The organism is Clostridium oceanicum (assembly GCF_039521385.1).
Classification (GTDB): Bacteria; Bacillota; Clostridia; order Clostridiales; family Clostridiaceae; genus Clostridium_F; species Clostridium_F oceanicum.
This window is the reverse complement of the sequence record NZ_BAAACG010000013.1, coordinates 139,286-153,040: the sequence shown is the minus strand read 5'-3', so window position 1 is coordinate 153,040 and position 13,755 is coordinate 139,286. Positions and strand designations below refer to the sequence as shown.

Annotated in this window: 13 protein-coding genes, 1 tRNA gene and 1 other annotated feature; of the genes, 10 read left to right on the top strand and 4 right to left on the bottom strand. The window is 26.3% G+C overall.

Going from position 1 to position 13,755, the window contains the following annotated elements; genetic code table 11:
* Window positions 1–29 precede the first annotated feature (29 nt).
* Both cax and ABDZ71_RS14720 read right to left on the bottom strand, forming a co-directional pair.
* A complete protein-coding gene (gene cax, locus ABDZ71_RS14725; protein ID WP_343762710.1) occupies window positions 30–1,088 on the bottom strand; it encodes a calcium/proton exchanger in 1,059 nt (352 codons plus the stop codon).
* Between the two features lie 285 nt (window positions 1,089–1,373).
* Complete coding sequence (locus ABDZ71_RS14720) at window positions 1,374–3,035, bottom strand: nucleoside kinase (RefSeq protein WP_425544718.1); 1,662 nt, start codon at window positions 3,033–3,035, stop codon at window positions 1,374–1,376.
* A 115-nt stretch (window positions 3,036–3,150) separates the two neighbouring features.
* Between ABDZ71_RS14720 and ABDZ71_RS14715 the strand changes: the two genes are divergently transcribed.
* The 3 genes from ABDZ71_RS14715 (at window position 3,151) to fba (ending at window position 5,394) form a co-directional block, all read left to right on the top strand.
* A complete protein-coding gene (locus ABDZ71_RS14715; RefSeq protein ID WP_343762708.1) occupies window positions 3,151–3,819 on the top strand; it encodes a DUF421 domain-containing protein in 669 nt (222 codons plus the stop codon).
* A complete protein-coding gene (locus ABDZ71_RS14710; RefSeq protein WP_343762705.1) occupies window positions 3,794–4,219 on the top strand; it encodes a DUF4363 family protein in 426 nt (141 codons plus the stop codon). Before ABDZ71_RS14715 ends, ABDZ71_RS14710 begins: the two co-directional genes overlap by 26 nt.
* Before the next feature lie 248 nt (window positions 4,220–4,467).
* A complete protein-coding gene (gene fba, locus ABDZ71_RS14705; RefSeq protein ID WP_343762703.1) occupies window positions 4,468–5,394 on the top strand; it encodes a class II fructose-1,6-bisphosphate aldolase in 927 nt (308 codons plus the stop codon).
* A gap of 121 nt (window positions 5,395–5,515) precedes the next feature.
* Here fba and ABDZ71_RS14700 read toward each other — a convergent pair whose 3' ends face one another.
* Window positions 5,516–6,553: a nucleoid-associated protein gene (locus ABDZ71_RS14700; RefSeq protein WP_343762701.1), complete on the bottom strand. Its 1,038-nt coding sequence runs from the start codon at window positions 6,551–6,553 to the stop codon at window positions 5,516–5,518.
* A 168-nt stretch (window positions 6,554–6,721) separates the two neighbouring features.
* Between ABDZ71_RS14700 and ABDZ71_RS14695 the strand changes: the two genes are divergently transcribed.
* The 7 genes from ABDZ71_RS14695 to leuS all read left to right on the top strand — a co-directional run bounded on the left by ABDZ71_RS14695 (window position 6,722) and on the right by leuS (window position 12,853).
* Window positions 6,722–7,261: a class IV adenylate cyclase gene (locus ABDZ71_RS14695; protein ID WP_343762698.1), complete on the top strand. Its 540-nt coding sequence runs from the start codon at window positions 6,722–6,724 to the stop codon at window positions 7,259–7,261.
* 5 nt (window positions 7,262–7,266) lie between these two features.
* On the top strand, window positions 7,267–8,136 hold the full coding sequence (locus ABDZ71_RS14690; RefSeq protein ID WP_343762696.1) for a DUF5685 family protein: 870 nt from the start codon (window positions 7,267–7,269) through the stop codon (window positions 8,134–8,136).
* Window positions 8,120–8,731, top strand: a complete 612-nt coding sequence (locus ABDZ71_RS14685) for a J domain-containing protein (protein ID WP_343762694.1) — start codon at window positions 8,120–8,122, stop codon at window positions 8,729–8,731. The genes ABDZ71_RS14690 and ABDZ71_RS14685 overlap by 17 nt, the downstream gene beginning before the upstream one ends.
* A gap of 94 nt (window positions 8,732–8,825) precedes the next feature.
* On the top strand, window positions 8,826–9,347 hold the full coding sequence (locus tag ABDZ71_RS14680) for a hypothetical protein (RefSeq protein ID WP_343762692.1): 522 nt from the start codon (window positions 8,826–8,828) through the stop codon (window positions 9,345–9,347).
* 68 nt (window positions 9,348–9,415) lie between these two features.
* A tRNA-Gln gene (locus ABDZ71_RS14675) sits at window positions 9,416–9,490 on the top strand.
* Window positions 9,491–9,635: 145 nt separating this feature from the next.
* Window positions 9,636–10,040, top strand: coding sequence for a rhodanese-like domain-containing protein (locus ABDZ71_RS14670; protein WP_343762690.1), 405 nt, complete (start codon window positions 9,636–9,638; stop codon window positions 10,038–10,040).
* A 65-nt stretch (window positions 10,041–10,105) separates the two neighbouring features.
* Window positions 10,106–10,317: a binding site (T-box leader), on the top strand.
* A 94-nt stretch (window positions 10,318–10,411) separates the two neighbouring features.
* The gene (gene leuS, locus ABDZ71_RS14665) at window positions 10,412–12,853 is read left to right on the top strand and encodes a leucine--tRNA ligase (protein WP_343762688.1); all 2,442 of its coding nucleotides are present in this window, start codon (window positions 10,412–10,414) and stop codon (window positions 12,851–12,853) included.
* 33 nt (window positions 12,854–12,886) lie between these two features.
* Here leuS and yjbM read toward each other — a convergent pair whose 3' ends face one another.
* On the bottom strand, window positions 12,887–13,675 hold the full coding sequence (yjbM, locus tag ABDZ71_RS14660) for a GTP diphosphokinase (protein WP_343762686.1): 789 nt from the start codon (window positions 13,673–13,675) through the stop codon (window positions 12,887–12,889).
* Window positions 13,676–13,755: the final 80 nt, after the last annotated feature.

The following is a 13,755-nucleotide window of genomic DNA, read 5'->3' as shown; positions in this document are numbered from 1 at the left end:
ATAAATATTATATTATAAAAATCTTTAAATCATGCAATATAATAATAAGCAAGTGTAACTATAATATAGGTAGATATTAATACCACTCCTTCAAACCAATAAGTTTTACCATCTTGAAACACAAAGAATGACATAATTCCAGCTATAATTGCAATTATTATTTGAAAAGGACTAAATAATAAAGTCATGTTTAAATTTAAAAAATATGAAAATATAACTAGAATTGGAGTTACAAATAAAGATATTTGTATGCTAGATCCTATAGCTATTTCTAAACTTAAGTTTATTTTATTTTGAAAAGCACATATTATAGCTGATAAATTTTCTCCCATATTTCCCAATAGTGGTATTAGTATTATTCCTAAAAATTCTTCTGATACATTATATGCATGAACAACTTGTTTTATATTTAAAACTAGACTTTCACTTATAAAATAAATAAAGAGTGAACAAATTATTATTTCAAACAATAGTTTATAAAAATTTTTATCCTTTTTTAATATATTTTCTTCATTTTCTCCTGTTGTTACTATAAATAAATTACTATGGGTATATAAAGAAAAGACTAACCCTAAAATATATACAAAAATCAATACTACTGCAACTTTCACACTTAATACTGCTATGGTATGCTGACCCATTTTATTAAAAGAGGACAGGGAAGCTATTATTATCATAGTAGACAATGCTATAAAAAGCATACTAAAATTTGTCCTAGCTACTATTTTATTAAATTTTTGTTCTTTATATTTAACTCCTCCTGCAAATATAGATACTCCTAATACTAAAAGTATATTGCTTATTATTGCTCCAATCAAAGCAGATTTCGCCATACTTATCATTCCACATTTTATAGACCAAATTCCCATACTAAGCTCTGGTATATTACCAGAAGCTGCAGACAATAATCCGCCCTTTTTTTCTCCAATATATTCTGATATAAAAGAAGTATTTTTCCCAACTATAACTGCTAAAGGTATTATGATTGTAGAATATAATAATATATTAAATATACTGCTACTAGTAGAAATATTCATTATAAATATAGATAAACATATTATTATATATTTTATATATATTTTCTTCATATAAAGCTCCTTCTCACTGTAGTTAGCGAATAACATATTATTTAAAAGTAAGTTAACTTAATATAAATAAAATACAATCACATATTTAATTTTAATTATTTTATTCTCTAGTATTTTATTCCCTAAGGTTAAAAGTGTTACTTAAGGAATATAAAAATAAATAACAAGTAAAAAATAAAGAAAATATTTTATAAAAGACTTACTAATTAGTTATTTCACAGTATATAAATAACTAAAAAAATAAACTCGAAATAAAAAACTTTATTTCGAGTTATATAAAAACATTTAATATTTATAAAAACAACTTCCTCCTATAAATTCTCTTAAAATAGAATTATTAGGAACATCGTCTGTTGGAACTTCTTTAAAAAAGTTTAGAAAGCTTTTTAATCTTAAAGCTTCATAATAAACAGGACTTTGAACATTAATTTTATTAAGTTCTTCTAATGCATATTTTTTGAGCACACATAATTCATAAACTAGAGTTGAATTAAACATAACATCTGCATTTTCTTGAAATACAAATATATTTTTTTCTTCACCTTTTTTAATAGAAGGCCACATTTTTAATGTATCTTCTGCCCCGTATCCTCTTGATAAATAATCTCTAACTATTCTTCTTATAATTCTAACATCTGTAGTAGAAATCCTATTATGATCGTCTATATTAAGTTGAGTTAAAGCACTTATATATATTTTAAATTTATTTTTGTCAGGAATATGCTCAGTTAGTATATTATTTAATCCATGTATTCCTTCTATTATAAGTATGCCATTTTTAGGTATCTTTATTTTTTTACCTTCCCACACTCGCATTCCCTTTTTAAAATCAAATGATGGTAATTCTACTTCTTTACCTAAAGAAATATCTACAAGATTTTTATTAAATAACTCTAAATCTAAAGCATATATAGATTCAAAATCATATTCTCCATTTTCATCTTTAGGAGTATGCTCTCTATCAACAAAATAATCATCTAAGGATATTGAAAAAGGAACAAGACCATTAACTCTTAACTGTATTGATAATCTATTTGCAAATGTTGTTTTACCTGAAGAAGAAGGTCCTGCTATGAGTATTATCTTTACATCTTTTTTTTCACTTATAAGATCTGCTATATTGGCTATCTTTTTTTCATGAAGAGCTTCAGAAACTCTTATTACATCTGGAGTCTCTCCCTTTACCACTTTATTATTTAATGCTCCTACATCCCCAAGGCCTAGTATACCAGCCCATTTTTCTGTTTCTCTAAATATTCTTGTAAGCTTTTTATATTCTATAAATTCTGGAATTTCAATAGGATTTTCAGCTGTTGGATATCTTAAAATAAATCCTGGTTCATAATACATAAGATCAAAATTCTTTAATACTCCTGTAGAATAAACCATAGGTCCATAAAAATAATCTTTTCTACCTTCAAGCTCATATAACTTAACTTCTTTTAAAGATATATTACTTAAAAGTCTTACTTTATCTTCCATATTATACTGTGAAAATATTTTTATAGCTTCTTCTATTTTTACAGTAATCTTTTTAATAGGTATATCTTCCTCTATTATTTCTTTCATTCTATTTTTTATTTTAAATATATCATCTTCATTTAAAGAATTTGATTTATGAATTTCTCCAAATAATCCTTTACTTAAAGAATGTTCTATAGTAATTTTACAATCTTTAAAAACATCTAAAGCAGCTTTTATTAATACAAACCTTAAACTTCTTATATATGTTCTTAATCCCATATTATCATCTATAGTTACAGGAATAAAATCTCCCTCTTCATTAATTTTAGAACTAAGTTCATAATATTTTTTATTTATTTTTCCAAGAACTATAGGCATACTACTATTGAATTTACTGTGTTTTAATGCATCATATAAACTTTCGCCCCTAGAAACATGTATGTCCTTTCCATTAGGTAGATTTAGCTTAAACTTTTTCAACATACTCATCTCCTTATTTAAAGCTGTATTAATATTATATACTTTTAAATTAAAAAGTTGTTATATTACTCATATTTTTATTTAAATTCGACAAAATATATTTGTAAGGAGGAATACCATGTTCATTGTTCTTATAAGAACCTTAATATTATATTTCATAGTTGTACTATCTATGCGCCTTATGGGTAAAAAACAAATAGGTGAATTGGAGCCTTTTGAATTAGTTATAACTATAATGATATCCGAACTAGCTTCTCTACCAATGGAAGATAGTAGAATACCTATATTACACGGTATAGTTCCCATAATAACTTTACTTATAGCTCAAACTACTATATCCTTAGTTCAACTTAAAAGTGAAAAATTACGTAAAATATTAGATGGAGAACCTTCTATATTAATTAAACATGGGCAAATTAGTACAAAAGAACTTAGAAATCAAAGATTTAATATAAATGATTTAATGGAAGAACTTAGACTTCAAGGCTATTATGACATTTCAGATATAGAATTTGCTATATTAGAAACCAGTGGTCAACTGTCTATAATGCCTACACCGGAAAAAGACTTAATAACTAAAAAAGATTTAAATATAAAATCCTATAGTCCTTCTATACCAGTAACTTTAATTTTAGATGGTAAAGTAAATAAATTTAATCTAAAGTTAATAAATAAAAATGAATCTTGGCTAAAGGTCAAGTTAAAAGAACACAACATAGCATCTTTTGATGAAATACTAATTGCTACTCTAGATTCTAAAGGTGAATTTTATTATCAAAAAAAATAAATTGAAAGTAGGTGTTATTATTAAAAAGACTATTGTATCTATTATATTATTTATTGTAACGATAACTATAGTTACTTTTTATTCTTTTGCTTTAAACAAAGAATGCACTGAACTTATAAATCAAAGTAATACACTAGAGAATTTAGTCTTATCCAATTCATGGGATAAAGCTTACAAACAATCTAATAAACTATTAAAAGATTGGCAAAATGATGATAACAAAATATCTATGGTTATAAATCATTCTGAAATAGAAAACATACATGTTGAATTATGGAAATTTACACAGTATATAAAAATGAAAAATAAGGATGAAGCTTTAGCTTCAATTCATGTAATTAAATATTCCCTTAAGCATATCATAAATAATGAAAAAGTTAATATAAGAAATATACTATAATATTAGTTTAAATTAAAGAATAAAAGTATACTATTAACATATATATAATATATATTTGCACTATTTAGTTTGAAAAAGTATACAAATGTTTTATAATTATACTATAACAATATAAAATTAAATATTATTATAAGTAACATCTAGAAAATATTTGATTTATGGATTATAATATATCTATAGAGGTGTGAAATTCATCCCACAGGGACCAAATATGTCCCTAATTTATTATATCGGAAGGTGGAATTAACATGGCATTAGTAACAACTAAAGAAATGTTTAAAAAAGCTTACGAAGGTAACTACGCTATAGGTGCCTTTAACATTAACAATATGGAAATACTTCAAGGTGTAGTTAACTCTGCAAAAGCTGCTAACTCTGCAGTTATACTTCAAGTATCATCTGGTGCTTTAAAATATGCTGGACCTAAATACTTAAAAGCAATGGTAGACGCTGCTATCGAAGATACTGGTATAGATATAGCTCTACATTTAGATCATGGTGCTAGTTTTGACGTTGTAAAATTAGCTATTGATACTGGATTCACTTCAGTAATGTTTGATGGTTCTCATTATGAATATGAAGAAAATGTAGCTAAAACTAAAGAAGTTGTTGACTACGCTCACGAACGTGGAGTTGTTGTTGAAGCAGAACTAGGTGTTTTAGCTGGTGTTGAAGATGATGTTAAAAGTGACGTACATATCTACACTGAACCAGATCAAGCAGTAGATTTCGTAAACAGAACTGGTGTTGATTCACTAGCTATAGCTATAGGAACTAGCCACGGTGCTTACAAATTTGCTGGTGAAGCAAAATTAAGATTTGATATATTAGAAGAAATCCAACAAAAATTACCTGGACTACCAATAGTTCTTCATGGTGCATCTTCTGTTGATCCTGAATCTGTAGAAACTTGCAACAAATATGGTGGAGAATTAGGTGGAGCTAAAGGTGTTCCTGCTGATATGCTTAGAAAAGCTTCTTCAATGGCAGTATGTAAAATAAACATGGATACTGACTTAAGATTAGCTATGACAGCTGGAGTAAGAGAAGTATTTGGAACTGATCCTAAACAATTTGACCCAAGAAAATATTTAGGAGCAGGAAGAACAAGAATAGAAAAAATCGTTGCTGATAAAATCAAAAACGTATTAGGATCTACTGATTCTTTAAAATAATATTTAAGAGGATTTGAATTTTTCAAATCCTCTTTTATTTATATATATTAAAATATAATTTCAAACTTTATTTTAAATTAAGTCATATAATATATTTAAACCTCAATTTAAATATAAATTTTTATTTTTGAGTGTAATTACAAACATTTTTTATTGTTATATTTAAAGACCCATCTCCTACTCTTTTTACTTCAAGCCTAGAGTTGTCATTATATGATTCTTCATTTATGTATAGATCTATATCTTTATCAATTTTAAGTCTAATTCTTTTAAACTTTTTTTCTACCCATTCCTTATCTACATCTACTTTTTCATTTATTCCTTCATCTTTTATATATTGGTTATAATTAAGTTTAACATCATTATTTTCTCCAAATATATCTTCTGATAACTGTTTTACATCTATTGAATCATCTTCTTTAAGTTTTTGATTAACTGATCTTATAACTTTTTCTGCCATAGATGCATTATTTTCTAAATTAGATTTAGCCCACTCACCAGTAGCTTTTACAAATTTCTTAGTAGCATCTCTTTCATTTTCTACTATTTTGCAACCTAAATATTTATTTATAAAATAGTTAGATCCATATTCATCTTTTGACTTAGATTTTTTCTGTTTATCTATAACCATTAAATTAAATTCCTGATCTTCTCTTATAGGTTTTATAAAAGCACATTTCCTTATTTTTTGAGAACTTACTGGAAGTCCTGTAAGTTCAGGAATTATATTTATTCCTATTTTATCTTCTACAAAATCTACTACATGAATATAATTTTTAACATAATCCATTTTAAATACTCCAAGCATTGGACCATACTCTGTAGATATAGAAACTATCATTAAATCACAAGAAGATATATTATCATTTCCTTTCATTAGTATAAATAATTGCCTTGCTAATTCTTTAGAAACATTAACTATATCATTTTGGCCATTAAGATATTCTTGAGAAATCTCTTTTACTATATTTCTTTCATCATTAAAAATAGCATATTTTAGCTCTTCATCCTTTAAACATCTCTCTACATGCTTTAATATAAATTTATAAACTTCATCATTTAAACTAAGTTTATATTCATTTAATACTGCTTCATCTCCACTATTATCTAAAATATGTATAATAGCTTCGTTTATATTTACCTCTTTTATATATTCCACCAGTTTCACCTCTAGCATTATTTTACTTTAGACATATAAATGGTATGTCTTATTTATTATCTTTATATAAATATTCTTAAATTATTATTATAAATATTATAATAACATAAATTTTAAATACACTACATATGACTTTATGTTATAATTCTTATGTTAGGAGTGATATGGTTGAAAGAAATGGAAACAAGAATTATAAAAATTGACATAGATTTTATTAGAACTAAACTGGCTTCTATAGGCGCAAAAAAAGTAAAGCAAGAAAACCAAATAAACCATATATATGACTTTCCTGATAACAGATTAATAAAAAATAAAGGCTATGCAAGAATACGATACATAGATGATATGATAAATAGTACTAATAAATACTATATGACTGTAAAAAAATTATTAAATCAGGAAAAATATAAAGTAATGGAAGAAAATGAAACTTTAATAGAAGACTACATAGAAGGTCAAAAGATATTTGAAGCCTTAGGTCTAACTTTAATACAGTCTATAAAGAAATATAGGGAAAGCTACAAATTTAAAAATACATTAATAGAAATAGATATTAACGACAAATCTTTTTGCCCATTCCCTTATATTGAACTAGAATCGGAAAACGAATCTGAATTAAAAGAAATAGTTAAACTTCTAGGATATTCTATGAAAGACACTACTTCAAAAACTATATATGAAATATTAAAAACAGAAAATGGTGAATAATTTATATGTTTGGATACGTTACTCCCTGTAAAATGGAGTTAAAAATAAAAGAATATGAGAAATTCAAAGCATATTATTGTGGTCTATGTAAATCCATAAAAAAAATTTTTGGAGAACTTCCAAGGCTTACCATAAATTATGATATGACTTTTTTAGCTATATTATTAGATTCTTTAAAAGATGAAAAAAATACTTATAAAAAAGAACGTTGTATTGTTCATCCTATAAAGAAAAAAATCATAATAACTAGTAACGAAGCTATAGATTATGCAGCTTTTTTTAATATATCTTTAAGCTATTATAAGCTACTTGATAATGTTCAAGATGATAACTCTCTTAAAAGTAAAGTAACTTCTAAATTTCTTAAAAGATATATCACTGACAATGAGCTTAATAAACACAATATAGTTATAGAAGATAACCTAAATAAGTTATATAATATAGAAAAGAATTATAAAAATGAAAGCATAGATGAAATATCTCATCACTTTGCACATATTACAGGATATATTCTTTCATCTTATAAAGACTTTGAATTTAATGAACAATTGTATTGGCTTGGATACAATCTAGGAAAATGGATATATATAATCGATGCATATAACGATTTAAAAGATGATTTAGAAAAAAATAAGTTTAATGCTATAAATTCAGTATATAATAAAAATAATTTACCTTATAAAGAATTTAAAAATGAAATTAAAAATAGAATAGATTTTCTACTAGTAACTTGCGGTAAATGTTGCCTCCAAAATCTTAACAAACTTCCTTTAGTTAAAAACAAAGGTTTGCTATATAATATCTTACAACTAGGAATGGTAGAAAAAATGGATAAAATTCTAAAAGGAGTGGAAGAAAATGAACAATCCATATGAAATATTAGGGGTACAACAAAATGCATCAAAAGAGGAAATACAAAGAGCTTATAGAAAATTAGCTAAAAAGTATCATCCTGATCAATATGGTAATAATCCTTTAAGAGACTTAGCAGAACAAAAAATGAGAGAAATAAACGAAGCCTATGACTCTTTAATGAAAAATCATAGTTCTTCTAATAATAACAATAGTTATAATAGCAATAACTATAGTAACACTAATAATAACAATCCTACTTATCAATCTATAAGAATGGATATAAATCAAAGAAATTTTCAAGCAGCAGAATCTAAACTAAATAGTATAAATGTTCGTAATGCAGAATGGCACTATCTTATGGGACTTGTAAACTATTCAAAAGGCTTTTATGATGCAGCTTATAATAATTTAAATACTGCATGTAATTTAGATCCTTCAAACTTTGAATATAAAGATGCTTTAAATAGAATAAGTAGAAGCAATAGTTCTTATAGAAGGCCTTACTATGGTAACAGAAGAGGCAATGATTCTGATATGTGTAACATCTGTGCTCAATTATATTGTTTAGATTGTTGTTGTGAATCTATGGGTGGAGATTTAATAAGCTGTTGTTAGCCCCTTCATATCATTAGGTAGATTTAAATAAATAACTAGTCAGTATGATAGTCTATTTTCATATACCTTAATCTTTTTAATGGAGATGATAAATATGAAAAATAATTCCTCTAACTCACTTAATTTAGCTAAAGGTGGTATTTTTACAGCTTTAAGTTTTTTATGTATATATTTAAGTAGCATATTGCCAGTTAATAAATTATATTTATTATCTATGGCTTGTGCTTTAATAACAATTTCCGTTGTATATACTGATATAAAGAATGGATTTTTAGTATATTTAGCTAGTTCTATACTATCTATTATGTTAATAGGTTTAGGTAGAGTTGTAGTTATTTCTTATATAATATTTTTTGGATCTTACGGATTAATAAAATATTATATAGAAAAATTAAATAAATTAACCTTAGAAATAATATTAAAGTTTATTTTCTTTAATATTTGTTTGGTTATAATGTTTTTAATATATAAATTTTTCATTCCATCTATACCACTAATAGATAAATACCTTTGGATATATATACTAGTTGGTCAAATAGTTTTCTTTATATTTGATTATATATTAACTTTGTTCATATTTTATGTTGAGAAACATTTTATTAAAAAATTAAAATAGAACTTATTTAAATATAAAATTACATTACATTGACAAATTTCCACAATTTGATATAATAGTCATGTTGTTGTCCATTCGCCAAATGGTAAGGCGCTTGCCTCTGGAGCAGGTATCTGCTGGTTCGAATCCAGCATGGACAGCCAAAAGAGTTCTATTTTATAGAACTCTTTTTATTATGTCTATTTTTATTAAGAATATAAAAATAAATTTATTTTTTACTAAAACTCATAAAAATCACCTACTTGAGGGAAAATATAGATATTCCCTATTAAGAAAGGTGGATTTAAATTGTGTAAAATAAGAAAAAAGAAATTTTGTTTATATACTTTATTTATAATAATTTTAAATTACTTTTTATTAACCCCATTATATAAAACTAGAGCTTTCATCCCTATATCACCTATAGAAGTAAAGCAAATAATAAACTCCCCTTCTTCATCTGCAATTATAATAGATGTAAGAACTCCTAAAGAATATAGCAAAGGCCATTTAAAAAACAGTATTAATATTCCTTTACAAATATTAAAAGATAGTATATTATCTAAAAATATAGATAAGAATTCTAAAATAGTAGTATATTGTTCTAGTGGAGTTCGCTCCAAAAAGGCAACAACAATTTTAAATTCTATAGGCTACAATAATGTATCTGAACTAGGTGGAATAAATAATTGGCCTTACGAACTTGAAAAATAAATTTTTATTTTTCTTGACAATATATGTATAGTGTTATAAAATCTAGTATAAACTAAAAATTAATTATCAAAGCCTTGAATAGGAGTAGTAATATTAGTTTCTATTTTTAGAGAACTGTTGTATGGTGAAAAACAGTATGAAACAATATGAACTTGCCTAGGAGCTTGTTTACTTAGAAGTAAACACGGTGTAACCCGTTATGTTATAAAGTGAAATCTTTGATTTTTATCTTAGATTTAACTAGAGTGGTACCGCGGAATCAACTTTCGTCTCTATTTTTTATAATTGAGATGAAAGTTTTTATTTTATGTAAAAATATATTAATTTAGTATAAAAATTACTTGAAAATATATTAACTTAGGAGGTAAATTATGGGTAACTACAATATTAAAACTGATGAAAAATGGCAAAGCAAATGGGAAAAAGATAAGCTATATAAGTTTGATAACAGCAAGCTAGATAAAAAATTATATACTCTTGAAATGTTTTCTTATCCTTCTGGCAGCAAATTACATGCCGGCCACTGGTTTAACTATGGACCTGTAGATTCATGGGCTAGAATGAAAAGAATGGAAGGATATAATGTATTCCAACCTATGGGATTTGATGCTTTTGGTCTTCCTGCTGAAAACTACGCTATAAAAACTGGTATTCATCCTAAGGATTCTACTTTTAAAAACATAGAAACTATGGAAAAACAATTAAGAGCTATGGGAGCTATGTTTAATTGGGAAAATGAAGTAATTACATGTTCCCCAGACTATTACAAATGGACTCAATGGGTATTTTTAAAGCTATATGAAAAAGGCTTAGCTTATAAAAAGAAAGCTCCTGTAAATTGGTGCCCTAGCTGTAACACAGTCTTAGCTAATGAGCAAGTATTGGACGGAAAATGTGAAAGATGTGACAGCGCTGTAGAAAAGAAAGATTTAGAACAATGGTTTTTAAAAATAACAGATTATGCTGATGAATTATTAGAAAAATTAGATGATTTAGATTGGCCTGAAAGAACTAAAGCTATGCAAAGACATTGGATTGGTAAATCAACAGGTGCTGATGTTACTTTTAAAGTAGTAGATTCTGAAATAGAATTTAACGTATTTACTACAAGAGTTGATACATTATTTGGAGTTACTTACGTAGTGCTTGCCCCTGAAAATGAACTAGTAGATAACCTAACTACTGACGAACATAAAACTGAAGTAGAAGCATACAAAATCCAAGCACAAAATCAATCAGACATAGAAAGACAATCTATAACTAGAGAAAAAACTGGTGTATTTACTGGATCTTATGCTACAAACCCTATAAACGGTAAAAAAGTTCCTATATGGGTTGGTGACTATGTTTTAAATACTTATGGAACAGGATGTGTAATGGCTGTACCTGCTCATGATGAAAGAGATTTTGCTTTTGCAACTAAATACTCTCTTCCAATAGATAGAGTTATTGAAGGTGGAGACTCTCTTCCATTTACTGATTACGGTAAATTAGTAAACAGTGAAGATTTTAACGGCTTATACGGCGAAAAAGCTAAGGAAGCTATAGTTAATAAATTAGAAGAAACAAAGTTTGGTAAAAAGAAAACAAATTATAGATTAAGAGACTGGCTTGTATCTAGACAAAGATACTGGGGTGCTCCAATTCCTATAGTACATTGTGATAAATGTGGTACTGTACCTGTTCCTTATGACCAACTTCCAGTAGAATTACCATACAATGTTGAATTTTCACCAGACGGAGAATCACCACTTGCTAAATGTGATGACTTTATAAATACTACTTGCCCTGTATGTGGCGGTCACGCTAAAAGAGAAGCTGATACTTTAGATACCTTCGTTTGTTCTTCTTGGTATTATTTAAGATATCCTGATAACAAAAATGATAAGGAACCTTTTAATAAAGAACTTATAAACAAAATGCTTCCTGTAGATAAATATGTAGGTGGACCTGAACATGCATGTATGCATCTTTTATATGCTAGATTTGTAACAAAAGCCTTAAGAGATATGGGCTACTTAAACTTTGACGAACCATTTAAATCTCTTGTTCACCAAGGATTAATCTTAGGCCCTGATGGTCTAAAAATGAGTAAATCAAAGGGAAATACAATCTCTCCTGACGATTATATAAATAAATATGGATCTGATGTATTTAGAATGTATTTAATGTTTGGATTTGATTATACTGAAGGTGGAGCTTGGAGCGATGATACTATAAAATCTATAGCAAGATTTGTAGATAGAGTAGAACGTATTATAGGATCTTGTGAAAATGAAATAACTGATGCTTCAAACAATAAAACTTCAATGGACAAAGAAGAAAAAGAGCTAAATTATGTAAGAAATCATACTATAAAAGCCGTCACAGAGGATGCTGATAAATTCCAGTTTAATACTTCTATAGCTAGAATGATGGAATTTACTAATGCACTTTCTAAATATACAGCAAGTAAGTCTACTAAAAATTCTGCTTTCTTAAAAGAATGTATAGTTGATTTTATAAAACTTTTAGCACCATTTGCTCCTCATTTTTCAGAAGAATTATGGGAATTACATGGATTTAATAGTTCTGTATTTAATACTAAATGGCCTTCTTTTGATAAAAAAGCCTTAGTTAAAGATGAAATTGAAATGGCAATTCAAATAAACGGTAAAGTAAAAGCAAAAATAAATGTTCCTTCTAGTTCTTCTGAAGATGAAATAAAAGAAATAAGTCTTAATAATGAAGATGTAAAAAAACATATAGAAGGAAAAACAATAAGAAAAGTTATAGTAATTAAAAATAGATTAGTTAATATAGTTGCAAACTAATATAAAGAACCTGAGATTTAAAATCTCAGGTTCTTATTTATACATTTCTATAGTTTTTTCTGTAGCTTGTAAAAGTTTATTTAGTTCAAAAACTTCCCCTTCTTCTATAACTTTATTTAACTGAGATTGATAAATGTTTGCATCAGAAGTTTTCCCCATAGAAGATAGTATAAGTATATTGTCCATTATGTAAGAAACTAAACTAGATTTAACTTCAAATAATTTTTGAGCATCCTTTATTTCATCTTTTATTTCAAGCATAAGTTCATCAAGATTAAAAGCTGCATCTGCTGCTGATTTAAGCTTTAATTTTATATGCGGTGGTATATCATGCTTATATTTATAATTTAATGAATGTTCTATTGTAGCCCAAAAATTCATAGCTAATGTTCTTATCTGAAATTCTGCTAAAATATTTTTTTGTCCTTCTGCCATATTAACAGGATATTTTATTATAACATGATAGCTTCTATATCCACTATTTTTAACATTAGTTACATAATCTTTTTCATAAACTACTTCCATATCTTTTCTTTCTCTTATTATTTCTACAACTTTTTCTATATCACTTGTAAATTGGCACATTATTCTTATTCCTGCTATATCTTCTACTTCATATCTTATTCTATCTAATGGTATATTAAATTTATTTGCCTTTTCTAATATACTTGAAATTTCTTTTACTCTTCCTGTTACAAACTCTATAGGAGAGTATTCATTTTTCTTTCTGCATTCTTTCCTTATGCTCTTAAATTTAACTTTTAATTCTTCTACTGCCTGCTGATAAGGTATTAAAAAAGTCTTCCATTCCCCTAAAGCCATATGTATCACCTTTCTCTTACTTTATTTTCAATTTAAAAAAGTATATGTACTTATAAAATTAGTATTAAAATAAAACCTTA

Bases quoted from the DNA above. Each gene is read 5' to 3' on its own strand.
- ABDZ71_RS14720 (WP_425544718.1), bottom strand. From the start codon at position 3,035: ATGTTGAAAAAGTTTAAGCTAAATCTACCTAATGGAAAGGACATACAT.
- leuS (WP_343762688.1), top strand. From the start codon at position 10,412: ATGGGTAACTACAATATTAAAACTGATGAAAAATGGCAAAGCAAATGG.
- ABDZ71_RS14715 (WP_343762708.1), top strand. From the start codon at position 3,151: ATGTTCATTGTTCTTATAAGAACCTTAATATTATATTTCATAGTTGTA.
- ABDZ71_RS14680 (WP_343762692.1), top strand. From the start codon at position 8,826: ATGAAAAATAATTCCTCTAACTCACTTAATTTAGCTAAAGGTGGTATT.
- yjbM (WP_343762686.1), bottom strand. From the start codon at position 13,675: ATGGCTTTAGGGGAATGGAAGACTTTTTTAATACCTTATCAGCAGGCA.
- fba (WP_343762703.1), top strand. From the start codon at position 4,468: ATGGCATTAGTAACAACTAAAGAAATGTTTAAAAAAGCTTACGAAGGT.
- cax (WP_343762710.1), bottom strand. From the start codon at position 1,088: ATGAAGAAAATATATATAAAATATATAATAATATGTTTATCTATATTT.
- ABDZ71_RS14685 (WP_343762694.1), top strand. From the start codon at position 8,120: ATGAACAATCCATATGAAATATTAGGGGTACAACAAAATGCATCAAAA.
- ABDZ71_RS14690 (WP_343762696.1), top strand. From the start codon at position 7,267: ATGTTTGGATACGTTACTCCCTGTAAAATGGAGTTAAAAATAAAAGAA.